The sequence below is a fragment of the Qipengyuania sp. genome (genome assembly GCF_042095715.1).
In the GTDB taxonomy this organism is placed as follows: Bacteria; Pseudomonadota; Alphaproteobacteria; order Sphingomonadales; family Sphingomonadaceae; genus Qipengyuania.
Window position 1 is genome coordinate 1 of record NZ_JBELMO010000029.1, and the last position, 22,397, is coordinate 22,397.

General features: G+C 63.2%; 27 protein-coding genes and 1 pseudogene. 12 read left to right on the plus strand and 16 right to left on the minus strand.

Features of this window, described 5'->3' with window-relative positions; all coding sequences use genetic code 11:
• From ACFDTG_RS08555 to ACFDTG_RS08565, 3 genes and pseudogenes are all read left to right on the plus strand, one after another.
• Window positions 1-695, plus strand: a pseudogene (locus ACFDTG_RS08555) (F0F1 ATP synthase subunit beta); the annotation flags it as partial.
• A gap of 5 nt (window positions 696-700) precedes the next feature.
• Window positions 701-958, plus strand: a complete 258-nt coding sequence (locus ACFDTG_RS08560; protein WP_375290611.1) for an ATP synthase F1 subunit epsilon — start codon at window positions 701-703, stop codon at window positions 956-958.
• 79 nt (window positions 959-1,037) lie between these two features.
• On the plus strand, window positions 1,038-1,568 hold the full coding sequence (locus tag ACFDTG_RS08565) for a PilZ domain-containing protein (RefSeq protein WP_375290612.1): 531 nt from the start codon (window positions 1,038-1,040) through the stop codon (window positions 1,566-1,568).
• Window positions 1,569-1,580: 12 nt separating this feature from the next.
• Here ACFDTG_RS08565 and ACFDTG_RS08570 read toward each other — a convergent pair whose 3' ends face one another.
• Entirely contained in the window at window positions 1,581-2,183 is a 603-nt protein-coding gene (locus ACFDTG_RS08570) for a L,D-transpeptidase family protein (RefSeq protein WP_375290613.1), read from the minus strand.
• Window positions 2,184-2,238: 55 nt separating this feature from the next.
• A complete protein-coding gene (locus ACFDTG_RS08575; RefSeq protein WP_375290614.1) occupies window positions 2,239-3,027 on the minus strand; it encodes a PEPxxWA-CTERM sorting domain-containing protein in 789 nt (262 codons plus the stop codon).
• Window positions 3,028-3,191: 164 nt separating this feature from the next.
• On the opposite strand from ACFDTG_RS08575, the gene ACFDTG_RS08580 reads away from it, so the two are divergent.
• Window positions 3,192-3,575, plus strand: coding sequence for a hypothetical protein (locus ACFDTG_RS08580; RefSeq protein WP_375290615.1), 384 nt, complete (start codon window positions 3,192-3,194; stop codon window positions 3,573-3,575).
• Here ACFDTG_RS08580 and ACFDTG_RS08585 read toward each other — a convergent pair.
• On the minus strand, window positions 3,567-3,863 hold the full coding sequence (locus ACFDTG_RS08585; protein WP_375290640.1) for an HNH endonuclease: 297 nt from the start codon (window positions 3,861-3,863) through the stop codon (window positions 3,567-3,569). The genes ACFDTG_RS08580 and ACFDTG_RS08585 overlap by 9 nt on opposite strands.
• Complete coding sequence (gene glmU, locus ACFDTG_RS08590) at window positions 3,854-5,221, minus strand: bifunctional UDP-N-acetylglucosamine diphosphorylase/glucosamine-1-phosphate N-acetyltransferase GlmU (RefSeq protein ID WP_375290616.1); 1,368 nt, start codon at window positions 5,219-5,221, stop codon at window positions 3,854-3,856. The genes ACFDTG_RS08585 and glmU overlap by 10 nt, the downstream gene beginning before the upstream one ends.
• Before the next feature lie 61 nt (window positions 5,222-5,282).
• On the opposite strand from glmU, the gene ACFDTG_RS08595 reads away from it, so the two are divergent.
• Window positions 5,283-5,951, plus strand: coding sequence for an HAD-IA family hydrolase (locus ACFDTG_RS08595; protein WP_375290617.1), 669 nt, complete (start codon window positions 5,283-5,285; stop codon window positions 5,949-5,951).
• Between the two features lie 118 nt (window positions 5,952-6,069).
• Window positions 6,070-6,999 (plus strand): SDR family NAD(P)-dependent oxidoreductase, encoded by a 930-nt coding sequence (locus ACFDTG_RS08600; protein WP_375290618.1) that lies wholly within the window; start codon window positions 6,070-6,072, stop codon window positions 6,997-6,999.
• 124 nt (window positions 7,000-7,123) lie between these two features.
• Here ACFDTG_RS08600 and ACFDTG_RS08605 read toward each other — a convergent pair whose 3' ends face one another.
• The 5 genes from ACFDTG_RS08605 to ACFDTG_RS08625 form a co-directional block, all read right to left on the minus strand.
• Window positions 7,124-7,423, minus strand: a complete 300-nt coding sequence (locus tag ACFDTG_RS08605; RefSeq protein WP_375290619.1) for a hypothetical protein — start codon at window positions 7,421-7,423, stop codon at window positions 7,124-7,126.
• Window positions 7,424-7,486: 63 nt separating this feature from the next.
• Window positions 7,487-7,858: a DUF2794 domain-containing protein gene (locus tag ACFDTG_RS08610; protein ID WP_375290620.1), complete on the minus strand. Its 372-nt coding sequence runs from the start codon at window positions 7,856-7,858 to the stop codon at window positions 7,487-7,489.
• Window positions 7,855-8,559 carry a serine O-acetyltransferase EpsC gene (epsC, locus tag ACFDTG_RS08615; protein ID WP_375290621.1) on the minus strand — a complete coding sequence of 235 codons (705 nt, stop codon included), beginning with the start codon at window positions 8,557-8,559 and terminating at the stop codon, window positions 7,855-7,857. Before epsC ends, ACFDTG_RS08610 begins: the two co-directional genes overlap by 4 nt.
• A gap of 32 nt (window positions 8,560-8,591) precedes the next feature.
• A complete protein-coding gene (locus ACFDTG_RS08620; RefSeq protein WP_375290641.1) occupies window positions 8,592-9,197 on the minus strand; it encodes an ATPase in 606 nt (201 codons plus the stop codon).
• Window positions 9,198-9,199: 2 nt separating this feature from the next.
• On the minus strand, window positions 9,200-10,492 hold the full coding sequence (locus ACFDTG_RS08625; protein WP_375290622.1) for a heavy-metal-associated domain-containing protein: 1,293 nt from the start codon (window positions 10,490-10,492) through the stop codon (window positions 9,200-9,202).
• 70 nt (window positions 10,493-10,562) lie between these two features.
• Between ACFDTG_RS08625 and purM the strand changes: the two genes are divergently transcribed.
• Both purM and purN read left to right on the plus strand, forming a co-directional pair.
• Window positions 10,563-11,666: a phosphoribosylformylglycinamidine cyclo-ligase gene (gene purM, locus ACFDTG_RS08630; RefSeq protein WP_375290623.1), complete on the plus strand. Its 1,104-nt coding sequence runs from the start codon at window positions 10,563-10,565 to the stop codon at window positions 11,664-11,666.
• Window positions 11,659-12,624: a phosphoribosylglycinamide formyltransferase gene (gene purN, locus ACFDTG_RS08635; RefSeq protein ID WP_375290624.1), complete on the plus strand. Its 966-nt coding sequence runs from the start codon at window positions 11,659-11,661 to the stop codon at window positions 12,622-12,624. Before purM ends, purN begins: the two co-directional genes overlap by 8 nt.
• Here the strand turns inward: purN and ACFDTG_RS08640 are convergent.
• The 7 genes from ACFDTG_RS08640 to ACFDTG_RS08670 all read right to left on the minus strand — a co-directional run bounded on the left by ACFDTG_RS08640 (window position 12,599) and on the right by ACFDTG_RS08670 (window position 16,691).
• Window positions 12,599-12,919, minus strand: a complete 321-nt coding sequence (locus tag ACFDTG_RS08640; RefSeq protein WP_375290625.1) for a hypothetical protein — start codon at window positions 12,917-12,919, stop codon at window positions 12,599-12,601. The genes purN and ACFDTG_RS08640 overlap by 26 nt on opposite strands.
• A gap of 185 nt (window positions 12,920-13,104) precedes the next feature.
• The gene (locus tag ACFDTG_RS08645) at window positions 13,105-13,551 is read right to left on the minus strand and encodes a nuclear transport factor 2 family protein (RefSeq protein ID WP_375290626.1); all 447 of its coding nucleotides are present in this window, start codon (window positions 13,549-13,551) and stop codon (window positions 13,105-13,107) included.
• A 66-nt stretch (window positions 13,552-13,617) separates the two neighbouring features.
• A complete protein-coding gene (ndk, locus tag ACFDTG_RS08650; RefSeq protein WP_375290627.1) occupies window positions 13,618-14,040 on the minus strand; it encodes a nucleoside-diphosphate kinase in 423 nt (140 codons plus the stop codon).
• A gap of 48 nt (window positions 14,041-14,088) precedes the next feature.
• A complete protein-coding gene (locus tag ACFDTG_RS08655) occupies window positions 14,089-14,607 on the minus strand; it encodes a hypothetical protein (RefSeq protein ID WP_375290628.1) in 519 nt (172 codons plus the stop codon).
• 26 nt (window positions 14,608-14,633) lie between these two features.
• The gene (locus tag ACFDTG_RS08660) at window positions 14,634-15,068 is read right to left on the minus strand and encodes a DNA polymerase III subunit chi (protein WP_375290629.1); all 435 of its coding nucleotides are present in this window, start codon (window positions 15,066-15,068) and stop codon (window positions 14,634-14,636) included.
• Between the two features lie 6 nt (window positions 15,069-15,074).
• On the minus strand, window positions 15,075-15,215 hold the full coding sequence (locus ACFDTG_RS08665; protein WP_375290642.1) for a DUF2256 domain-containing protein: 141 nt from the start codon (window positions 15,213-15,215) through the stop codon (window positions 15,075-15,077).
• 24 nt (window positions 15,216-15,239) lie between these two features.
• Entirely contained in the window at window positions 15,240-16,691 is a 1,452-nt protein-coding gene (locus ACFDTG_RS08670) for a leucyl aminopeptidase (RefSeq protein WP_375290630.1), read from the minus strand.
• A 76-nt stretch (window positions 16,692-16,767) separates the two neighbouring features.
• On the opposite strand from ACFDTG_RS08670, the gene ACFDTG_RS08675 reads away from it, so the two are divergent.
• From ACFDTG_RS08675 to rsmA, 4 genes are all read left to right on the plus strand, one after another.
• A complete protein-coding gene (locus ACFDTG_RS08675) occupies window positions 16,768-19,044 on the plus strand; it encodes an LPS-assembly protein LptD (protein ID WP_375290631.1) in 2,277 nt (758 codons plus the stop codon).
• A gap of 173 nt (window positions 19,045-19,217) precedes the next feature.
• On the plus strand, window positions 19,218-20,534 hold the full coding sequence (locus tag ACFDTG_RS08680; RefSeq protein ID WP_375290643.1) for a peptidylprolyl isomerase: 1,317 nt from the start codon (window positions 19,218-19,220) through the stop codon (window positions 20,532-20,534).
• Window positions 20,531-21,547 carry a 4-hydroxythreonine-4-phosphate dehydrogenase PdxA gene (gene pdxA / locus ACFDTG_RS08685; protein WP_375290632.1) on the plus strand — a complete coding sequence of 339 codons (1,017 nt, stop codon included), beginning with the start codon at window positions 20,531-20,533 and terminating at the stop codon, window positions 21,545-21,547. Before ACFDTG_RS08680 ends, pdxA begins: the two co-directional genes overlap by 4 nt.
• On the plus strand, window positions 21,540-22,361 hold the full coding sequence (rsmA, locus tag ACFDTG_RS08690) for a 16S rRNA (adenine(1518)-N(6)/adenine(1519)-N(6))-dimethyltransferase RsmA (protein ID WP_375290633.1): 822 nt from the start codon (window positions 21,540-21,542) through the stop codon (window positions 22,359-22,361). The genes pdxA and rsmA overlap by 8 nt, the downstream gene beginning before the upstream one ends.
• The last annotated feature ends 36 nt before the right edge of the window (window positions 22,362-22,397 follow it).

Below are 22,397 nucleotides of genomic sequence, written 5' to 3' on the forward strand. Positions count from 1 at the left end.
AAGGGCAGGACGTGCTGTTCTTCGTCGACAACATCTTCCGCTTCACGCAGGCGGGTTCGGAAGTGTCGGCTCTGCTCGGCCGCATTCCTTCGGCCGTGGGCTATCAGCCGACTCTCGCCACCGACATGGGCAACCTCCAGGAACGCATCACTTCCACCACCAAGGGGTCCATCACCTCGGTGCAGGCGATCTACGTCCCCGCAGACGACTTGACCGACCCTGCCCCCGCCGCCTCCTTCGCTCACTTGGACGCGACGACCACACTGTCGCGCGCCATCTCCGAGCTGGGCATCTATCCTGCAGTCGACCCGCTCGACTCCACCAGCCGCGTACTCGAACCGCGCGTCGTGGGAGAAGAACACTACAACACTGCCCGCCGCGTCCAGGAAACTCTTCAGAAGTACAAGAGCCTGCAGGACATCATCGCCATCCTCGGCATGGATGAACTGTCCGAAGAAGATAAGCTCACGGTCGCCCGCGCACGCAAGATCCAGCGCTTCCTCAGCCAGCCCTTCCACGTGGCCGAGGTGTTCACCAACATCCCGGGCGTGTTTGTGCAGCTGGAAGACACGGTGAAGTCTTTCAAGGCGGTAGTCGATGGCGAATACGACCATCTGCCGGAAGCCGCCTTCTACATGGTCGGCGGCATCGATCAGGCGGTCGAAAAGGCCAAGAAGCTGGCCGAAGAGGCGTAAGACAGATGGCTCTCCACTTCGAACTCGTTACGCCAGAGAAGCTGGTCCGGTCCGAGGACGTCCAGATGGTGGTCGTCCCCGGGGCGGAGGGCGAGTTCGGCGTACTGGAGGGCCACGCGCCCTTCATGTCTACCATCCGCGATGGTGATGTTCAGGTCTTCAAGACCGAAGGCGGTTCTCCGGAAACCATAGCCGTGCGGGGCGGCTTCGCCCAGGTCAGCGAACAAGGCCTGACCGTGCTCGCGGAGCACGTAGAGAGCTGATTTGTGACCGGGCGGCAGTGAAAGTTTCATCGCCGTTAACCAGATCGATTGAGATAGCGGTGAGGGTTAACGGGGCATAATGCCCGTCATGCTTAGCCATGCCCTCACCGCCAGCTTCGCCGACAGCGCCGAGCAGCGGATTTCGGATCGCCGCGTCCTGCGGCTTCAAGCGCAGATCGCCACGCCATCGGGTGCAGGCGGCATCCAGGTGCACAATCTGTCGAAGACCGGAATGCTCGTTGAGGCGGATGCGCCCGTCACCGTGGGCGAATCGATCGAGGTGGAACTGCCCGGCGGGGCCACGTGCCGCGCCGAAGTGGTATGGGCCGACGACGCTCTCTTCGGGTGTCGCTTCTCACAGCCGCTTACCAAGGCTAATTTGAGTGCTGCGCTGCTCCGCTCCGAACCGCAAGCACTCGAAACCCCGGCCCAGACGATCACGCACGAAGAGGCGCGCGCGAAGCTGGAAACCTACTGGGCCACCGAATCTGCGGAAGCTGCGAACGACAAAGAAGCCAAACTGCCAATTGGCGTCCGCGCCCTGACCATTACGGGACTGGCACTGGTAGGGTGGGCCGTACCGGCAGCGACTGCATACGTTCTCTGGTAAAGAGAGGCCGAATCAGGCTTGATCCGACTTGCCAAGGACTTCGACGATGTCGCCGGGCTGCGCAGCATCGAAGACCTTTTCGGCGAAATCGACCGGTACACCGATGCAACCATTGGTCGCCTTACCCATCGCGACGGAACTGCCATGGAGCGCTACTCCATCCTCTCTAAGCCATAGGGAATACGGCATCGGCGCATCGTAGGTGATGGAATGGTAGTCGCGCGTCTTGCCGCGAATCGGCAGTCTCCCCCGCGGGGTTTCCTTGCCCTTGATTCCATAAACTATCACCGCGGTACCGATCTCATGCGGTCCGCGAAATACCGATACAAGTTGTCGCTCGAGATCGACGCGGATGGCGAGCGGCCCCGGCGGCACCCCCTGTTCGTCCCAAAACCAGTCTCCGAAACCCAGCTGTCCGTTCGTATCGATGACCGATTTCGTATTCGTCGGCAGCAAACCGCGTTGCGCAGCGGTCACGCTGTCTTTCGCAGTCAGGAAAGCCCTTTGCTTGCTTGCTCCAGGAAAATCATTGGTAGAAACAACGACATGCGTCATCCGCTCCGAGGAAGCCGGGGTTATTCGACCATTCCACGTAAACCATGCAAGAAACGCCACGGCCCCGATCAGGGCGATGGTGAGAAAACTTCTCGAGATCCTAAGCCCAAATGGTTCAGGCGAGTGCTGCAATTCGGCGGCCCTGACGCATACGTGATCCGATCACGCCAAACCCGGCGATCAGCATCAGCCAGGTTGCCGGCTCCGGAATGGGACCGGCAGGGGGCGGACCAGGGAGGCCCGGCGTGCCGGTTGGGCCTGGAGTAGGTTCCACAGTGGGTCCGGGGGTAGGCTCGCGCGTGGGCTCCGGCGTTGGTTCGGACGTTGGTCCAGGCGTCGGCGGGACAAATCCGGTGGGCTCCGGAGTGGGGGAGTCGGAGGGAGTGGGCTGCGGCAGGATTATTCCGCCGCCGCCGCCGCCTCCCACTCCGGGAATGCCGATGCCCGGAAAACCGGGGCCAGGGGAAGATGCATTACCACCACCGGTAGCAACGCCGGGTAAACCCGAAGAACCGGCATTACCGGGAGAAAAATCGCGCGGGAACATGTCCGGTCCCCCTTGCGGTGATACGGCGCCGATCACAGGCAGCCCTTCGTCGGAAGAAGCACCCAATACGGAGGCTATAGGCACGTCAGGGATAGCAACGCCCGTGATAGGTGGTGCTTCGCTAGCGGGCGACAATGCGACCCGGCGCTTCTTGGACTTGAGCGCAACCCCGCCAATCCTCAACCCGGGGGAACGTTCAGCAATTGCAGAAAGCACGGATGATCCCGCCGCCTTGGCCGAGAAGCCAGAGGTTCCGCCGGTCGTGAAGACAAGGCCAAAGACCGCTGCGGCGATGGTAACGCCGCTCAACCCGATCAGACCCATCCTGCGACCCGTTTTGGACACGGGAATTTTCATAAGGGTGTCTTACAATATCCTTCGAGAATTGAACACGTCACAACACCATGGGTTCCAAATTTAGACGCCTGGATATCAATTTCTTTATAAAAGAACCCTTGTTATCACTCTGATAACACGAAAGCCTGATGCAACTATGCAACAAATATCTTAACGGACCGTCGATGACCGAACGTCCCCGATCTTTGCCCTCCATATCCAAATCCGTCGAAAAAGGGGCCCGCCTCGCGTTGTTCGCCGCGGGTCTTTTCGCGTTCGTCATGGCAGTCCTGCCCCATCCCCCGACCCTGCCCGGACAACTGTCGGACAAGATCCAGCATATGCTCGCCTTTGCCGTGTTGGGGGGCCTCGCGGCGGCCGGTTACCGCAAGGTGCCGCTGGGTTATCTGTTCATTGCGCTCACGGCCTTCGGGGCGCTCATCGAACTGGTACAGGCCATTCCCGCGCTTCATCGGGACAGTGACTGGCTCGACCTTGCTGCCGACACGCTCGCGGCCCTTATTGGCCTTGCTGCGGTACGCGCGGTCCTGAAGCGCCCATCAGCGTGACCGTCCGGCGCTGCGTGTCGGCGCGTGAAAATCGGGTGGCTTATCCCCGATCCACGCCACGAAGCGCGCGATCTCACCGTGCTCCAAGAGGCGGTTGCGATCCCCTGCCATCCGCGCAAGCTGCGCGTTGGTGAAGTTGGTATGGATGGTGCGATGGCAGATCGGGTGCACGGGCACTGTCGTGCGCCCACCCTTCGTTTTCGGGACGGTGTGATGCCATTGCACCCGCGCACCCAGGGCACGAGCGCATAGCCAGCAGGGCGCAGGGGCTTCTGCAATCAGCGCGATTTTTCCGCTTTTCTCGCTTTCATGACGTCATGAAACCTGTCGGCCCAGCCCGGTTTGACCAGCTGTTCGGCGCGCACCATGCGCAATTCGCCAGGGGCGACGTCGCGGCTGACCGCGCTGCCCGCGGCCACGATCGCATCAGCCCCAATGGTCACTGGCGCAATCAGGGCACTGTTGGATCCGATGAACGCGCCCGCCCCGATCGTGGTCTTGTGCTTGAAATAGCCATCGTAATTGCAGGTTATGGTGCCCGCCCCGATATTCGCGCCCGCGCCCACTTCGGCATCGCCGAGATAGGTCAAATGGCTGGCTTTGGCACCTTCGCCCAGCACCGCCTTCTTCACTTCCACGAAATTGCCGACAAAGGCGTCCTTCTCCAAAACGGCTCCGGGCCGTAGGCGCGCGAAGGGTCCGACCTGTGCACCCTCATGCAGTTCGCAACCCTCCAGATGGCTGAACGACTTGACGCGGACGTTATCGTGTACCTTCACCCCTGGGCCGAAGACGACATTGGGTTCCACCGTCACATCCTTCCCCAACACCGTATCATAGCTGAAGAACACCGTTTCCGGCGCGCGAAGGGTGACCCCGTCCGTCATGGCTTCATTCCGGCGCAACCGTTGCCATTGCTCCTCCGCCGCCGCGAGTTCCGCGCGGCTGTTGATGCCGGTGACCTCGCCGGGACTGTCCGTTACCACCACCGCGCTTTCGCGCCCTTCGTCGCGCGCGACATTCACGATGTCGACAAGATAGTACTCGCCCTGCGCGTTGTCGTTGCCGACCTTCTCCAGAAGAGCGAACAGATCCTTCGAGCGAACTGCCATCAGTCCCGAATTGCACAAGGTGCATGCGCGCTCTTCGTCCGTCGCATCCTTGAATTCGACCATTTTCGCAATCCGCCCGGACTCGTCGGCTATGACGCGGCCGTAATGACCCGCATCCTCGGGTCGAAACCCCAGCACGACGACGGCCGGTGCGTCATCGTCATTAAGGCGCCCCAGCATGGCCTCCAGCGTCTCACTCCGCACAAACGGCACATCACCATAAAGGATCAGCACGTCGCCATCGAACTCTGCCAACGCATGCCGCGCCTGCTGAACCGCGTGACCCGTGCCGTGCTGCGGTTCCTGCACGGCGATGGCCGCCCGGTGGCCCGCCGCAGCCTCGATCTGGTCACGCCCGTGCCCCACCACGAGCACGGTCTTGCCGGGCGATAGCTGGTCGAGACTGGCAAGAAGATGGTCCAGCATCGGCCGACCGGCGACGGGATGCAGCACCTTGTGCAGCGCGCTTTTCATACGCGTGCCCTTCCCCGCAGCGAGGACGACGGCGGCGAGTTCACGAGTTGGCTTGGTCATGCCAGCCCCTTGCCACCGTTCGCTTGCCGTTTGAAGCGGCCGCGGGCATGGCGCGGGGCATATGGCGAATTTTCCTTTCGATATCGTCGGCTTCGACCTCGATGGCACATTGCTCGATACCCATCGGGACCTTGCGGAGGCGGTAAACCATGCGCTGTCTCTGGGCGGTTTCAAACTGGTCCCGCCCGATCATGCCAAGGATCTGATCGGCGGCGGTGCCAAGGCCATGCTCGCCAAGGCAGTGACGGAACAGGGCGGTCTGCCCGATCCGGAGTTCCGCAAGATCTACAAAGAGATGCTTGCGTTCTACGGTCAAAATTGCGCGGTCCACAGCGCGCCGTATCCCGATGCGGTGGAAACCCTGGCCGATCTCAGGGCGCGCGGCGTCAAGCTCGCCCTCATCACCAACAAGTTCGAAAGTTTTGCCCGCGATGTGCTGACGCAGCTTCGAATGATCGACTGCTTCGATACGCTGCTCGGTGGCGATACGCTGGGCAAAGGCCGCTCGAAACCCGCCCCCGATCCCCTGATCGAGTCGCGAAACCGGCTGGGCGGCGGAAGAATGATCTACATCGGCGACAGCAGCTACGACGTCATGGCGGCGAAAGCGGCGGGAATTCCGGTGGTGGTCGCTGGCTACGGTTATTGCGACAAGCCAGCGCAGGAACTCGGCGGTGATGCGGTGATCGATTCGATGGCCCAGTTCGTCACGCTGCTCGAAAGCTGGTAACAGGCCGCCGCTACGGCACGCCCGCGCTTTCGCAGGGCGGTTGCAACGCAGCGGCGATAGTGCCACCGACGCACGCGCAAGTTGACCTTCACGTAAACCTTTCACGGAGAGAAAACCCATGACCATCGACTTCAAAGACAAGGTTGCCATCGTCACCGGCGCCGGTGGCGGGTTGGGCCGCGAATACGCGCTCGAACTGGCCAAGCGCGGTGCCAAGGTCGTCGTCAACGATTTGGGTGGATCGCGCGATGGCACCGGCCATTCCGACATGGCGCTGAAGGTGGTCGAGGAAATCGAACAGACCGGCGGCGAAGCAATGTCCAATGGCGGCAGCGTCACCGAATTCGAGCAGATGGAAAAGATGGTCGCCGACGCCAAGCAGAAGTGGGGCGGCGTACACATCGTCATCAACAATGCGGGCGTCCTGCGTGACAAGACGTTCGCCAAGATGACGATGGACGATTTTCGCTTCGTCGTGGACGTCCATCTCAACGGATCGGCCAATGTTTCCAAGGCCGTATGGGAGACCATGCGCGAACAAGCCTATGGCCGCCTGCTGATGACGGCATCTTCCACCGGCCTGTTCGGCAATTTCGGCCAGGCGAACTACGGTGCCGCCAAGCTGGGACTCGCCGGTCTGACCAAGACGCTTCAGCTCGAAGGGGCGAAATACAATATCAAGGTCAACACCATCGCGCCGGTCGCGGGGACGCGCATGACGGAAGACCTTTTCCCCGAGGAGGCCTTCAAGCTTTTCGATCCCGTGAACGTGGTTCCTGCCGCGCTTTTCCTCGTGAGCGAGGATGCGCCGACCAATGCCATCGTTGGTGCGGGTGCAGGCGGCTTCCATTCGTCGTGGACCGTCATGAACGATGCGGTGTGGCTCAAGGACGAAGAGCGGACCGTCGAAGGATTTGCCGCCAATTGGGACAAGATCGGCGAATTCTCAAATCTCAAGGCCCCGCAATCGGGCAGCGAGCAGAGCGGCAACATCCTGACCGCCATGCAGAAGGTGACCGGAACCGGTCCCAACAGCACGCGCGGCTGAGCCGTTTTCAGCGAATAAGGCACCGGGTTCGATTCCCCGTCAGTTGCGGGGAACGACCCGGTGTATTTTGATCAGAAAATCTATTGGCCGCTCGCCAAGGGCGATTTCAGCCGCAAACTGAAGGCTAGAAAAGCCGAAGGAAATGCATCGCCGCTGCGTGCAGAAGCATGACACCTAGGGCAATTTTTCCCGGTAAGCTCCCGCGGTTCAGGATCGAGAGTATCCCGCACACGAATGAAATCGTGATCAGCGCATCGAACATGAAGGTGGGCAGCACCGCGCTGACCACGATATTGAGAAGCGTGGCAACGAGTGCGCTCCATCCCAGTATATCGTAGGGATCGATGCGGCGCAGTTCGCGCGTCCGCGCCTCGTCCCTGCCGAGAGCCTGGTTGAGCCAGCCATTGGGTGCCTTGCGGTTCATACCGGAGTTCTTGCAGAAAGGAATGAAGGCGGAATTACCGTACCTGATGGTCTCATAATGCGGTCAGGTGTCAACCGCCTTAACGAGGCGACGTTCTATCGGCGCCAGCACGCCGGCCAGTTCGTGACCACGCTTGAGGACCTGTCCGTGTTCCCCGACGAGCGTCCACATGCCCTGCCGGTTTCGCATCGCCGGTCGCTTCTCTACTCGCGCCTGCGGGCGTTCCGCCGCCCGGCGAAAAGCCGCGAAGACAGCGTGATCGGTGGTGAAATCCATGGCATAATCGCGCCATTCCCCCGCTGCCACCATCCGACCGTAGAGGTCCAGAATTCGCGTCAGCTCTTCGCGGGTGAAGCCCACCTGCCCGGGGACCGAGCGAGCGAAACCGCCCGGGAACGGGACGACCGCCGCACCGGGGCCGGTCGGCCCGGTCAAGCGCGCTTGCCGCTTCGCGGCGAATCAGCAGTCTCACGCGCGCTCGTCGTTTCGCGAAGCGCCGCAAGTTCCTCGCCAAGGAGTGTAAGCTGCTTCTCCAGCGCCTCCACCCGGCTCATGTCTGGTTCGCACGGCTCGTTGCAGGGGGTGCCATAGGGCATGAACTCGCGCATGTAGGTTTCCACTGGAACCAGCGTGCTGCGCGCCTTGAAGCCGATCATGGTGGCACCTTCGGGGACATCGTCGGTCACCACGGCATTGGCACCGATCCGCGCGCGTTCACCCACCACGATCGGACCGATTACCTGAGCGCCCGAGCCGATAATCACGTTGTCGCTGATGGTCGGGTGACGCTTGCCGCCCTTGCCGTTGGTCGGGTTGGTGCCACCCAGGGTCACGCACTGATAGATCGTGACGTTATCGCCGATCTCTGCGGTCTCTCCAATTACCGTGAAGCCGTGGTCGATGAAGAAGTTGCGCCCGATCCTGGCACCGGGATGGATGTCGATCCCGGTCAGAAAGCGGGCGAAATGGTTGACCAGCCGCGCCAGAAGGAACAGCTCCGCACCGAACAGCCAATGCGCCACCCGGTGGTAGGCCAGCGCCCAAACGCCCGGGTAGGTCATGATTTCCCAGCGCGAACGGGGCGCGGGATCGCGCGCGCGTATACTGTCCAGGTAAGCGGTCAATCGGTCCAACATCTTCAGGGCCGCAGCCTCCCACTAACCGGCGGTCAAAGCAAGCGCCGCTGCTCCGGCCCCTGCACCGCCTCCAGCGCGTCGCGCCAGATTGACATGGTGGGCGGCGCCTGACGTTCAAGGGAAATCCTGTCGATCGCAGCGACCACCGCCTCCGCCGCCGCATGGCTTCTTTCGATGCGCGGCGTCAGATAGGAGAAGGCGGCATCGCCCAGGGCGAGCCCGCGGCGCTCCGCATGGGCGGCGAGCAGATCTGCGATCATTGCATCGTCCGGCGCATGAATTTCCAGTTGGAGCGACCCGGCAAGGCGCGACGCGAGATCGGGCAAGGCAATCTGCCAGCCGGGGCGCGCGGTCAGAAGCAGGGCACGCCCGCCCTCCTGTGCGCGGTTCCAGGCATGGAATATGTCTGCTTCAGGGATGGCGGGAGCGTCGTCCAGGACATCTCCCCGGCCCTCTGCGGAGAACCAGCCAGCCAGCAGCGATTTGCCCGAACCTTCCGGCCCAACCAACAACGCGGCATGAAACGGCCAGCTTGCGGGGTTGGCAAGCGCCTCCACCGCGCGGGCATTGGATTTGCCCACCACGATGCGGACGGGCCCGCCCCCGCCCGTCGCAAGCGGCAGCGCGATCTGCGACATCACTAACGGCTGATAGCGAGACCGCCGCCCGCCTCGCGCACGGTGAACCCGCGCGCCCGCAAGGCCTGCACCAACTCGGCCTGAGAGCCCGCGAAGGTGACGCGCATCACCGATGTCCCCCCCAGGGCAAGACTGCTGGTGGCCGCGCCCCGGACCCCGTCCGCACCGCGAACCGCCGCCAGGGCGGCATCGACCGAAGCGGGATCGGGTGTCGGGAACTGGACCGTAAAGGTTCCGATCGCGGCAGGGGAGGCAGTGGGCGTACCTGCGCCGGGCGTCGGTGAGGGAGTGGGTGACGCTTGCGCCGCATTACGCGCGGCTTCCGCCTGCCTCGCCTCGGCAGCCCGCTCGGCCGCAGCGGCGCGCCCCTGAGCGATGAGAGCCTGCACTTCCGGCGACAGCTCGGGAATCTCGATGTTGAGGGTCGGATCCGGGCTCAAGACGCCGGCATTCAGCGCGCGTGTGTAGAGCGCATCGAATCGCTCCACCGCCTGAGAGAGCATCGCGGGCAGAGCATCGGAATTTGGTGCGCGAAGCGTGAACTCGCCCAGCCATTCAGAATCGGGCCCGTGACGCGCCGTGAAATGCCCGGTTACCGGTCCGCCCGGATAGGCGTATTCGAGACGGACGACCGCCATCAGCACATCGGATGCGCCGAAGCGGTCCAGCACGGTGCGCCACCACAGCCGGCTCCGCCGCCCTGCCTGGCCCGCCGTTATCAGCAGCGAATCGGCCCCGGAGCCAACCGGCCGCACATAGTCGATACGGCTTCCTCCCGGCTGAAATTCAGCCCAGGCGCGCTGCCAGGGATTGCGCCGCTCGAAAACCGTGGCGACACCGCCGGTGTAGGTGATGGGTATCAGCAACAAGGGCGCCGATCGCGCCACTTCGCCGCCCGCGCCGAGATAGCCGCTGGCCCGCGTCCGGTCGAATACCACGCCGAGCCGCGCCACATAGCGCTTCGGGCCGAGCTGCTCGCTCTCGATCACAATGGCAGATACCAGTCCTGCGAGCTGCGAATCGGACAGTTTGGGTCCCTTGATCTTCTCCCAGGCCTTGCGAGTGGCTTCCTTCCATCCAGCCTCACGTGCCTCTTCCTCATTGTCGCCCTTCACGTCCACTTCGACACCGGACACGGTGATGTCGCGCGATGCGGCAACGGGCGCAATTCCGCGTTCGCCGGCGATCTGACCGATCGCTGCGATGGCCACGAGCAGGGCCGCCACGGTGCCAACCGCGACCAGGGCGAACTGCCGGCAGGACAGGTTCAAGGAGGAAAGGGAGAGCGTCCGCATGGGGATGAGGCGGCCTTTTGCCGAAAGGCGTCTGGAAAACCAAGCGCGAATGCGTAAGGCGGGTGGCGTTATGGCAGAGAAAAGCAACACGCCGTCTTATACCTACGCCGATGCGGGCGTTTCAATCGATGCCGGCAATGCGCTGGTGAAGGCGATCGGATCCCTGGTCCGAAGCACGCGCCGCCCCGGAGCCGATGCGGAGATCGGCGGCTTCGGCGGGTTCTTCGACCCGAAGGCGGCTGGCTATACCGATCCGCTTCTGGTCGCGGCCAACGACGGGGTGGGCACCAAGCTCAAACTGGCGATCGACAGCGGCAGGCATGATACCGTAGGGATCGATCTCGTCGCGATGTGCGTCAACGATCTCATCGTACAGGGGGCCGAACCGCTCTTTTTCCTGGATTATTTTGCCACGGGCAAGCTGGACACCGGTGTTGCTGAACGGGTGGTGGCGGGAATAGCCGATGGCTGCCGCCAGGCGGGTTGCGCCCTCATTGGCGGTGAAACAGCAGAGATGCCGGGAATGTATGCCCCCGGGGACTACGATCTCGCCGGCTTTTGCGTGGGCGCGGTAGAGCGCGGCGAGCAATTGACGGGCGACCGGGTGCGGCCCGGCATGGTGCTGCTTGGATTGGCTAGTTCAGGCGTACATTCAAACGGCTATTCGCTCGTCCGCAAACTGGCGGCGGACAAGGGCTGGAAACTCGACCGGCCAGCCCCTTTCGACAACGAGCGCCTCCTCATCGATGCTCTGATCGAACCAACGCGCATCTACGTCAAAAGCCTGCTCCCCAGCATTCATGGCGGCAGGATTGCCGCACTCGCCCATATTACCGGCGGCGGGCTGGTGGAGAACATCCCCCGCGTTCTGCCCGAAGGCGCTCGCGCGGTGGTCGATGCGGACAACTGGGAACAGCCCCGCCTGATGGCCTTCCTTCAGGCGCAAGGCCATATCGAACCTGCAGAAATGGCCCGCACGTTCAATTGCGGAATCGGAATGGTGCTGGTGGTGAGCAGGGACGATGCCGCCGCCGTGACTGCCGAGCTTTCGGATGCCGGCGAAACTGTCCTGACTATCGGTCATATCGAGGATGGTCCGAAGGGCTGCACCGTTAAGGGCAGCAGGGGAACGTGGTCCGCGATGGAAAGCTGGACCGCCGAACACGATGGCTGATCGTGCGCGCGTCGCGGTGTTCATTTCGGGCACCGGCTCGAACATGGCCGCGCTACTGTATGCCAGCAAAATGCCCGACTGCCCCTACCGGATCGTGCTCGTCGCAAGCAACAATCCGCAGTCGCCCGGCCTCGATCTCGCACGCGCCGAGGGCGTGGCGACATTCTCATTGTCCCACCGAGGCATGGGCCGCGCGGAACACGACGCAGCGATGGACCAGGCCGTTCTGTCGGCCGGGGCGAACTTCATCGCGCTTGCCGGCTACATGCGCATTCTGTCGCCTGACATGGTGAAGCGGTGGGAAGCGCGCATGCTCAACATCCATCCTTCTCTGCTGCCCAAATATCCCGGCCTGGACACCCATGCGCGCGCCATCGCGGCAGGCGACAGCCACGCCGGCACCTCGGTACATCTGGTGACCGATGTGCTGGATGGCGGGGAGTTGCTGGGTCAGGTGGAGGTGGCGATCACGCCGACCGATACCCCGCAGTCACTCGCGGCCCGCGTGCTGGCGGCGGAACATCAACTCTATCCTCGCGTGCTGGCGTCTTATGTCGCACGCGGAAGCGATCCCCGCTTTCTCTTGCGAAGGATACGCAATCTGGCGCTCGACCTGCCCGAAACTTACGAGCGCGAAAGTCATGGTTCGGCGGGATTTCGTGTCGGAACGGAAAAATCGGGAAAGTTCTTCGCCTATTTCTCGGATCGGCACCACGGCACGCCGTACATCAGCCTGCTGGTGAAGTGCGGCAGCATGGACGAACTCGAAAATCTGGTGGAAGCGCAGCCCCACATTTATCACAAACCCGCCTATTACGGGGCGAGCGGATGGATCGGTATCATCCTCAACCGCGCGGATACGGATTGGGACCTTGTTTCCGATTGGCTCCAACGAAGCTGGCGGGCGGTGGCTCCCGCGCGGCTGACGCGCCTTATTGATGCGGCGGATTCGTTTTAGGCAAAGCCGATGCGCGCCGCGCATGCATGCCTGGAAGCGACAGGCTGTTGTCCTCACGAAACGAATGGATCATTGCGATGAGCGGCCCTTCGAATTCGAAGCGCCACAGGCTTGGCAGTCGCATCGCTTCATCCGGACAAAGCACGTAACCCGACACGAGCAAGCCGCCATTTTGCGACACGAAGCTCTGAAAGTCCGGCCGCATGCACGGGCGATCGCTGAAAAATTTCTTCAGAGCCTCGATAAAAGCGTCGCGCCCATCAATGGTGGCGGATACGGTATCCAATGCGGTCACCGTCTGTGAGGAGTAGGGCAATCGCCTCCAGGTCCCGCTCCTTGATCGTCCGCTCGAAAAGCTTTGACGATTCTCACCCTCTCGGAATGGGACGTTGCGCGGGAGCGCGTCGGGAAGAATGACCCCATACGGTCTCCATACACGATCAGGCCCCCGGAAGGAAGCGAGGGCGATTTACACGGTCGCTAGCCGGTGACGTCCGTTGGCGGTTGAGCAGGCGCCGTGGCGGACAAGTCCTCAACCTTGGCGGGCGCCAGCACGCGCGAAAGCGGCGGCGGCCCGCCTTCCGCCCACGATTGATATTCGCTTATCAACATGTCGCGAACGGTGATCTGCCAAACGGCACGCCGTCCGCGGCCCCAATGGCTGCTATGCACGAGGCCGGTCATCATCATGTGCGGCCTGCGCCAGTTCATGGTTTCGACGGCGATCCGGAATTCCGGGTCGACCTCCAGCAGTTTGCGAAGCGCGTCGATCACGATGTTGCGACCTCGCACGCCCTCGCGCCAACTGTCGATGTACAGAAAATCTTCGGTCATCAGCAATTCGATGACCCCAACGTCACGCGCGTTGAACGCAGCGACAAACCGCTCGACCAACGCCTTTTCGCGCCGAGACCGACCCAAGATCATGGTGCGAGACTAGCACGGTCTCGCACCACGCAATACTATTTTCGTGACAAGGGCTTGAGCCCTGGATCAGCCGACGATTTCGCTGTCCTCGAAGAAGAACGCGATCTCGGTCGCGGCATTTTCTTCCGAATCGGAACCGTGAACCGAATTGGCCTCGATGCTTTCAGCGTAAGTCTTGCGGATCGTGCCATCGGCGGCATCGGCCGGGTTGGTCGCGCCCATGACGTCGCGATTGCGCTTCACCGCATCTTCGCCTTCGAGAACCTGCACGACCACCGGGCCGCTCGTCATGAAGTCACAGAGTTCGCCGTAAAAGGGGCGTTCCTTGTGAACGGCGTAGAAGCCCTCGGCCTGCTCGCGGCTCATCTTGATGCGCTTGGACGCGATGACGCGAAGGCCGGCATCTTCCAGCATCTTGGTCACGGCACCGGTCAGGTTGCGGCGGGTTGCATCGGGCTTGATGATCGAAAAGGTGCGGGTAACCGCCATGGGAAGCTCCATTGAGTTGATTTTGCGTTTGGAAAAAGCCGCGGCTCCCTAGTCTTCGGGAGGTGAACTGGCAAGCTGACTCGTGGGGCCTATCGAAAGCTCGATCCGGGTCGCATACCCGACCCTGCGCGCCGACACGGCGAATTCCAGCGACCGCCCGACGCCGCCCAGACTGGCCTGCCCGTCGCCCATGATATCCAATGTCGTGGCAATACCGGCTGCGCTTGCCTGCTGGCGATAGAACAGCATGACTTCGGCAAGGGGCTGCGGGCTCGTCTGCACGATAAGGCTGCGCACCGCGCCAGCGCCCTCAACCGTATTGTTCTGAACCACTCTCGCGCCGGGAAACAGCGTGAAGCCCGGCGGCAGACTGACCGGCTCCTCCGATCCGGAGCGCAATTGCACTGCGCTCTCACCCTCACCGATCCGCGCATGGATGGTTCCGCTTTCCGGGTCTGCAACATAGCTGCCCGGTGGCTCTGTCTGCTCATCGGGTGCCTCGGGCTCAGCGCGTTCGCAGCCGAGGCATGCGAGAGTGAGAAGAAGCGGGGGGATTGCAGCGCGCATGCTTTATCAACGCGCGAGAGGCTGGTTCAGCGCCCTTCCCGCCAGGCACCATCGGAACGCTGCTTGAAAATCCGCAAACTGTCCTCTCCGGTCGAAAGTTCGCTCCACAGCGTGCGCGCCTCTTGGGTCCTTTCCTCGTCAAAGAGCAGAAAGGCCCGATCGAAACGGCGAGCATCCTCATGCCAGAGACCATCCGCCAGAATCACCATCCCGGCGCCGTTGGGGTTCACGCATTCGCTCCCGAGAACGATAGGCTGGCGGCTCGCTTCGCGCGTTTCGGGGCCCCCGTGGGCCAAGAACGCACCCTCCCTCGACCATAGCGACCTTGAAATCGCGTCACGCCGGTCGGGCGCGCCGCTCACGATCAGGACACGCGCGCCGGATGCCAGCGCCTTGTCCGCCAGCAGCGCAGCGACATGCTCCACCGGATCGCAGCTGAGCTGGTAGAAATCTACCTGCATCGGCCCTCAGGCTCCATTCCGCGCCGACCGGCACCGGTCGGAACAGAATTTCACCTGATCCCAGTCGCGCGCCCATTTCTTGCGCCAGGTGAAAGCTAGGCAGCATGCGGCACAGGTCTTGGTGGGAAGATCGCCCTTCCGCACCATCTTTCCCGTGCCGCCCCGCATTTCCTATTCGACCGTATCGGCGATGAAGCGGTCCATCAGGCGGACGCCATATCCGGTGGCACCCTTGCCCCAGGTCTGCCCCGGCTTGTCGGCCCAGACCATTCCGGCGATGTCGCAATGGGCCCAAGGCGTCTTGTCCATGATGAATCGCTGCAGGAACTGGGCCGCGGTGATAGAGCCGGCGCCCTTGCCGCCGATGTTTTTCATGTCGGCAATCGGGCTGTCGATGAGCCGATCATAGGCAGCCGACAGCGGAAAGCGCCACAGAGCATCGCCGCTTTCCTCGCCCGCCTTCGTGAGTTGTCCGGCCAGCGTATTGTCGTTGGAGAAGAGCCCGGCGTGCTCGTTCCCCAACGCGACGATCATCGCACCGGTCAGCGTGGCGAAATCGACGATCCGTGCGGGTTTATGCGTCACCTGAACCCAATGCAGAGCATCGGCCAGGACCAGCCGCCCCTCGGCATCGGTGTTGAGCACTTCGATCGTCTTGCCCGACATGCTCGTGAGGATGTCGCCCGGTCTGATCGCATCCCCGTCGGGCATGTTTTCGACCAGGCCGATCACGCCGACGATGTTGGCCTTCGCCTTGCGTCCCACCAGAGCGAGCATTGCGCCCGCCACGGCGCCGCCGCCGCCCATATCCCACTTCATGTCTTCCATGCCCGGGCCGGCTTTGATGGATATGCCTCCGGTGTCGAAGGTCACCCCCTTGCCCACGAAGGCCGTCGGCGCATCGCCCGGCGTGCCGCCATTCCAGCGAATCGCCAGCAATCGCGATTCGCGGCGCGAGCCCTGGCCGACCCCCAACAGCGATCCCATGCCAAGCTCGTGCATCGCAGCCTCGTCGAGGACGGTGATCTCCGCCCCCATGCCTTCGAACCGCTCGCGTACGCGGGCAACGAAGCTCTCGGGATAGATGACGTTGGCCGGTTCGCTGACCAGTTCGCGGGTAAATTCGATTCCCGCGGCAAGCGCAGCGCCGTTTTCCCATGCGCTCGTTCCGCCCTCGGCGGCGTTGAAGACCGTGACCGTCTTCAGGTGGACCTTCTGGTCCTCTTTCATCGTGGTGCGGTGAACATCCCAGCGCCAGCTGCGCAACCGCAACCCCAGCAGGACAGAGACCAGCTCTTCCGCAGAGAGCCCCGATGCGTCGAGACCGATGGTCTCGACCCCGGCGGACATGAACTTGGCTGCCAGCGCCGCGCCGGCCCGCTCGAGCCCCTGCTGCCGCTTGTCCGAAGAACGCTCCCCCGCTCCCGCCAGGGCAATCCGCACCACCGAACCGTCCCTTTCGACGAAGCTATCGAACAGCTGCCCGGCGCGGCCTTCGAAGCGCGCCTCGCTCGCGCCCTCCGCCAAAGTGCGTTCGAGTCCATCGGGGTGCTTGCCCTTGTCGACGATGTGCGCAATGAGCCGCAGCCCTGCGGGCCGGGTTGGAGAGAATTCGATCTTCATGGGTACTCCCGCAAGAGGGTCAATAAGGGCCGTGGAGCCGATTGCGATTAGGGATGGCAAGTGCGATAGGCAAGCGATGCAGCCGCGCCGCGTGAAAGCGCTCCTCGTTCCTCGTTCGCGCGTGCTGCTTGCCGCATCGGTTGCGCTGTGCGCGCTGAACGCGCCCATGGCGATTCGGGCGCAGCAGCTCGATCAGCGACCGCTGGAGGACGCGCCCGTCCCTCCGCCCGCCCCGGAAACCAATGCCCAGGGCGATCGGCAAGTGGCCTTCGAAGCCGACCAGATCAGTTACAACGAGAACGGAGAGATCCTGACTGCGACCGGCAATGTGGTACTGCGCAACGGTGATCGGTCCGTCCGTTCCGATACCGTCACTTACAACAGGAGCACCGGCCAGATCGAAGCATCGGGCCGGGTCCGCTTCGTCGACGAGAGCGGCAACCAGCTGTTCACCGATCGTGTCGAATTAACGGACGAGTTCGAAGCCGGCGCGATGGAAGACCTGCTGATCGCGCTGCGGCAGGGCGGGCGGCTGGCCGCAGCATCGGGCAGCCGCGGGGAGAACGGGGAAATCGAATTGACCCGCGCAGCCTATTCCGCCTGTCCAGTGGAGACAGCGCAAGGCTGCCCGAAAGACCCGACTTGGCGCATAACCGCAGACCAGGTGACCTACGATCCGAGTTCGGAAACCGTCCGATTTCGCGGCGCTTATCTCGAGATTTTCGGCGCGCGCCTTCTCCCTCTGCCACGCCTTTCGATCAGTACCACGGGCGGCGCGCAGAGTGGGTTCGTAATCCCCAATATAGAAGTTACGCAGAATAACGGCGTCGAAATCTCCCAGGGCTATTACTGGCGGCCAGCACCCAATCAGGACCTGATAGCCACGGCCACGGTGTTTACCGAAGCACCCCCGATGCTCGACGGGCAATGGCGCCACCTGACGGATGCGGGCGCCTATCAGATCACGGCTTACCTCACGGCAAGCAAGCGCACCCCCGATCCCACCGATCGTATCGCCACGGAACGGGACGTGCGTGGCTATCTCTTCACCAACGGTCGCTTCCAACTCGACCCAAACTGGTCGCTCGCCCATTCGGTCAGGCTCGCCAGCGACCGCACGTTCCTTCGCCGCTACGACATCAGCTACGAAGATCGCCTTCGCTCGACCGTCAACGTGGAGCGGATAGACGACAATTCCTATTTCTCCGCGGCGGGATGGTACACGCAGACGCTCAGGCCCTTCGCAGATCAGGACCGCATCCCGATCGCGCTGCCGGCGATCGATTACCGACGGCGGTTCGATGCCCCTATCGGCGGCACTCTGGAACTTCAGGCAAACACCCTGGCGCTGTTCCGGCCCGATGGACGCGATGTTCAGCGTGGCATCGCCAGCGCGGAATGGAACCTGCACCGCGTGACCGGCTGGGGTCAGGTGCTGGAATTCTCGGCGCTGGCGCGCGGCGATCTCTACCATTCCAGCGATAACGTCGCGACGACAAATGCGTTCTATGCCGGAGAGCCAGGGTGGCAGGGGCGCGCATTCGCGCTGGGCGCCATTGATATCAGCTGGCCGCTCGTGGGGGCGGCATTCGGCGGGACGCAGATACTGACGCCGCGCGTCCAGATCGTGGCCGCACCGCCGATCCGCAACCTCCGGGTACCCAACGAGGATTCGCGCGCTTTCGACCTCGAGGACACGAATCTTTTCGCTCTCAACCGATTTCCCGGTTACGATCGCATCGAGGACGGCACGCGCATCACCTATGGGCTCGATTGGCAGCTCTTCCGCCCGGGGTGGGAAGTGCAAGCCACCATCGGACAGTCTTACCGGATTTCGGGCAGCACCGATCTTCTGATCGATGGCACGGGCACCTTCACCGATGTTTCGGACATCGTCGGCCGCACGCAGATCAAACTGCGCAATCTGGTGCGGTTCACCCACCGCTATCGGCTGGACAAGGATAGTCTGGCCATCCGGCGTAACGAGGTCGACGCAACCGTCGGCAGCCGCAAGACCTATTTCGAGGTCGGCTATCTGCGGCTGAACCGCGACATTATCAAGCTGGAGGATTTGGCAGATCGGGAAGAGCTTCGCGCGGCGGCCCGTGTCGGTTTCGCCAATTACTGGTCCGTTTTCGGATCGGGTGAGTTCAATCTCACCGATGCCCAGGAAGATCCCAATTTCACCAGCAACGGTTTCCAGCCGATCCGGACACGCCTCGGCGTGGCCTATCGGGACGAATGTCTTGAGCTAGGGCTCACATGGCGCCGCGATTACATCGAAACCGGCGATGCCCGGCGCGGGAACAGTTTTCAGGTTTATTTCGCCCTGCGTAACCTGGGCTTCCGGTAGACGGTCGCCACCGGCAATTGGCAGCGGACGGCAAACACGCTATCCGCCGCGCCCAATCAGCAACGGTTAAGCCGCCCGCGGGCATCCACCGATGACGCATTACAGGTAATTGGACTTTGAACGTGACGCCCAAGAAGGTTTCGACACTGTTATCTCTCGCCGCCGCCACAGGCATGGCGCTGGCCCCGATTGCCGTTGCCGCTCAGGATACGGAAGCAACCGCTGCCGAGGGGCAGAACCAGCTGGGGCTTCCCGCCAATGTCGCGCTCCTGGCGAAAAGCGACCCCAATACCCGCACCGCAACCGCGGTGGTCAATGGCCAGGTCATCACCGGAACCGATATCGATCAGCGCATGGCCCTGTTCGAAGCGGCCAACGAAGGCCAGCAATTCTCCGAAGAACAGGAACAGCAGTTGCGCGCCCAGGTGCTGCGCAATCTCATCGACGAAACGCTTCAGATTCAGGCGGCGAAGGTGCAGGATCTTCCGGTCGACGATCAGATGGTCCAGCAGCGATATGCCGAGGTCGCCGCGCGCAATTTCCAGAGCGCGCCCGATGCGCTCGCCCGCATGGAGGCTTACCTCAAGAGCGTCGGCTCGTCCCCCGCCTCGCTCAAGCGACAGATTCGGGGCGAAATCGCCTGGCAGATGGTTCTACGGCGCAATGTCCAGCCGTTCGTCAACGTGTCCAACGAGGAAGTGAACGAAGTGCTGGCGCGGATGGAAGCATCCCGCGGGACAGAGGAATACCGGATCGGGGAGATCTTCCTCTCCGCCACGCCCGAAAACTCGGCTGCGGTCCAGCAGAACGCACGCGCCATTGCCGAACAGCTGGGCCAGGGTGCCAGCTTCGTGGCTTTTGCCAGGCAGTATTCCGAAGCATCTACCGCTGCCGTGGGCGGCGATCTCGGCTGGGTGCGGCTCGAGACCTTGCCCGCCGAAATGGCGGAGGTGGCCCGGTCCATGCAACAGGGCCAGCTCGTGGGGCCCTTCGCCATTCCGGGCGGATGGGAAATCCTTTATCTGATCGACAAGCGTCAGGTCCTCACTGCCGATCCGCGCGATGCGGTCCTCTCGCTCAAGCAGATTTCGCTCGAGTTCGCTCCGGGCACAGATGCCAATGTCGCGCGCAGCCAGTTCGAGAAATTTTCGCAGGAGGTTAAGGCGATCAAGGGCTGCGGCGATGCCGAAGCGGCTGCCGCACGTTTCGGCGCCACGGTCGTCAGCAACGATCAGGTCACCGCTCGCTCCCTGCCCGAGCAGCTTCAGCAGATCGTGCTCAACATGCAGGTCGGACAGGCAACGCCGCCGTTCCGGTCCGACGAGAACAGCGTGCGCGTGCTGATGCTGTGCGGCCGTGACGACCCGCAGGAGGGCGCCAAGCCGAGCTTCGAGCGGATGATGACCCAGCTCGAGAACGAGCGTATCGACAAGCGCGCGCAGCGTTATCTGCGCGATCTGCGCAACGACGCCTATATCGAGTACAATTGAACCCGGCACCCGCCCCCATCGCAGTTTCGATTGGCGATCCCGCCGGCATCGGCCCGGAGTTGATCGCCGAAATCTGGAGCCAGCGCGGCTCGCTTGGCCTGGCGCCCTTCGCGGTCGTTGGCGGGGCGAGCGTGCTTGCGGGTGCGGCGCGAAGTCGCGGGCTCTCGATCGAAATTGCTCGCGTGGCGGATTTCGCAGAAGCGACATCCGTGTTCGACAAGGCTCTGCCGGTGCTGGGCGACCGTGACGCCCCCCATTCGCCCGGGGCACCGAACGAGGAGGGCGCGAGCCTGGCGTTGCACTCGCTCGAGAAAGCCGCCGACCTCGCTCTTTCGGGCGCGGCAAGCGCGCTGGTGACCATGCCCGTCTCGAAGAGCCGGCTTGCCAGTGTGGGTTTCATTCATCCCGGCCAGACCGAATTCATTGCCGCGGCCTGCGAGCGCGCCACGCGCGATGCGGTCATGATGCTGGCCGGACCGTCGCTGCGTGCCGTGCCCCTTACCGTGCACTGCGCGCTGGCCGAAGTGCCGCGGATCCTCACCACCGAGACCATTCTTCACAAGGGCAGGATCGTGGCCGAGGCGCTGCGGCGCGATTTCGGCATTGCTGCGCCGCGCCTCGCCATCTGCGGGCTCAATCCGCATGCGGGCGAGGACGGACGCATGGGGCGCGAAGAAGCGGCGGTCATCGTACCCGCGATCCAGGCGCTGAAGGCCGAGGGGATCGACGCGACCGGGCCGCATCCCGCCGACGCGCTGTTTGCCGCCCGTGCCCGCGAAACCTACGATGTGGCGCTGGCCATGTATCACGATCAGGCCCTGATCCCGGTCAAGGCACTGGATTTCGACGAGGGCGTCAACGTGACCCTTGGCATGCCCATCATCCGCACCAGTCCCGACCACGGCACCGCATTCGCCATCGCGGGCCAGGGCATCGCCAATCCCGGCGCAACGATCGCCGCACTGCGTATGGCGGCGGACTGCGCCGCGCGGCGGGCTTCCGCCGATGGCTGACCTGCCGCCTCTGCGCGAGATCATCGCGCGGCACGGCCTCGCCGCTTCCAAATCGCTGGGTCAGAATTTCCTTCTCGACGAACAACTGCTCGCGCGGATCGCGTCGATCCCGGGGGACCTTTCGGGCAAGGCGGTGCTGGAAGTCGGCCCCGGCCCCGGCGGGCTGACGCGCGCGTTGTTGCGCGCTGGCGCCCGGGTGACCGCAATCGAGATGGACCGCCGCTGCCTTCCCGCGCTGGCCGAACTGGAAGCAGCGTTTCCCGGTCAGTTGCGTGTGATAGAGGGGGATGCGCTCAAGCTCGATCACGATGCGCTGATGGGCGAACCCTACGCCGTGCTTTCCAATCTTCCCTACAATGTCGGCACCGCTCTTTTCACGCGCTGGCTCGGCGGCGAGGCGTGGCCGCCGCAGTGGACCAGCCTCACGCTGATGTTCCAGCAGGAGGTGGCCCAGCGCATCGTCGCGCAACCGGGCGGTTCCGCATTCGGGCGGCTGGCGGTGCTGGCCCAGTGGCGCAGTATGGCGCAGATGGCCATGAAGGTGCATCGCAGCGCCTTCACCCCGCCCCCCAAGGTCATGAGCGCCATCGTCCACGTCGAACTCGGCGCCATGCCCGACGGCGTCTCGGCCCGCTTGCTCGAACGCCTGACCGCAGCCGCGTTCGGCCAGCGCCGCAAGATGCTGCGGCAGAGCCTCAAGGGTGTGCCGGGAGCGCTGGGGGCGCTGGAGGCGATCGGAATAGACGCGCAGCGGCGGGCCGAAACGCTGGGCGTGGAGGAATTCGTTTCTCTGGCGCGGGCTCTCGGCAGCTAAGGCCGCCACCCGCGCAAGCCGAGCCCTTCGGCAATG

Excerpts from the sequence above, each read along its gene's own strand:
- ACFDTG_RS08665 (WP_375290642.1), bottom strand. The coding sequence starts at position 15,215 with ATGGTGCGGAAGGGCGATCTTCCCACCAAGACCTGTGCCGCATGCTGC.
- ACFDTG_RS08560 (WP_375290611.1), top strand. The coding sequence starts at position 701 with ATGGCTCTCCACTTCGAACTCGTTACGCCAGAGAAGCTGGTCCGGTCC.
- ACFDTG_RS08580 (WP_375290615.1), top strand. The coding sequence starts at position 3,192 with ATGACCGAACGTCCCCGATCTTTGCCCTCCATATCCAAATCCGTCGAA.
- epsC (WP_375290621.1), bottom strand. The coding sequence starts at position 8,559 with ATGTTGGACCGATTGACCGCTTACCTGGACAGTATACGCGCGCGCGAT.
- ACFDTG_RS08655 (WP_375290628.1), bottom strand. The coding sequence starts at position 14,607 with ATGCGCGCTGCAATCCCCCCGCTTCTTCTCACTCTCGCATGCCTCGGC.
- ACFDTG_RS08680 (WP_375290643.1), top strand. The coding sequence starts at position 19,218 with ATGGCGCTGGCCCCGATTGCCGTTGCCGCTCAGGATACGGAAGCAACC.
- purN (WP_375290624.1), top strand. The coding sequence starts at position 11,659 with ATGGCTGATCGTGCGCGCGTCGCGGTGTTCATTTCGGGCACCGGCTCG.
- ndk (WP_375290627.1), bottom strand. The coding sequence starts at position 14,040 with ATGGCGGTTACCCGCACCTTTTCGATCATCAAGCCCGATGCAACCCGC.
- ACFDTG_RS08565 (WP_375290612.1), top strand. The coding sequence starts at position 1,038 with ATGCCCGTCATGCTTAGCCATGCCCTCACCGCCAGCTTCGCCGACAGC.
- ACFDTG_RS08670 (WP_375290630.1), bottom strand. The coding sequence starts at position 16,691 with ATGAAGATCGAATTCTCTCCAACCCGGCCCGCAGGGCTGCGGCTCATT.
- ACFDTG_RS08620 (WP_375290641.1), bottom strand. The coding sequence starts at position 9,197 with ATGTCGCAGATCGCGCTGCCGCTTGCGACGGGCGGGGGCGGGCCCGTC.
- ACFDTG_RS08675 (WP_375290631.1), top strand. The coding sequence starts at position 16,768 with ATGCAGCCGCGCCGCGTGAAAGCGCTCCTCGTTCCTCGTTCGCGCGTG.
- ACFDTG_RS08605 (WP_375290619.1), bottom strand. The coding sequence starts at position 7,423 with ATGAACCGCAAGGCACCCAATGGCTGGCTCAACCAGGCTCTCGGCAGG.
- ACFDTG_RS08575 (WP_375290614.1), bottom strand. The coding sequence starts at position 3,027 with ATGAAAATTCCCGTGTCCAAAACGGGTCGCAGGATGGGTCTGATCGGG.
- purM (WP_375290623.1), top strand. The coding sequence starts at position 10,563 with ATGGCAGAGAAAAGCAACACGCCGTCTTATACCTACGCCGATGCGGGC.
- ACFDTG_RS08660 (WP_375290629.1), bottom strand. The coding sequence starts at position 15,068 with ATGCAGGTAGATTTCTACCAGCTCAGCTGCGATCCGGTGGAGCATGTC.
- glmU (WP_375290616.1), bottom strand. The coding sequence starts at position 5,221 with ATGACCAAGCCAACTCGTGAACTCGCCGCCGTCGTCCTCGCTGCGGGG.
- ACFDTG_RS08600 (WP_375290618.1), top strand. The coding sequence starts at position 6,070 with ATGACCATCGACTTCAAAGACAAGGTTGCCATCGTCACCGGCGCCGGT.
- ACFDTG_RS08625 (WP_375290622.1), bottom strand. The coding sequence starts at position 10,492 with ATGCGGACGCTCTCCCTTTCCTCCTTGAACCTGTCCTGCCGGCAGTTC.
- ACFDTG_RS08595 (WP_375290617.1), top strand. The coding sequence starts at position 5,283 with ATGGCGAATTTTCCTTTCGATATCGTCGGCTTCGACCTCGATGGCACA.
- ACFDTG_RS08645 (WP_375290626.1), bottom strand. The coding sequence starts at position 13,551 with ATGATCTTGGGTCGGTCTCGGCGCGAAAAGGCGTTGGTCGAGCGGTTT.
- rsmA (WP_375290633.1), top strand. The coding sequence starts at position 21,540 with ATGGCTGACCTGCCGCCTCTGCGCGAGATCATCGCGCGGCACGGCCTC.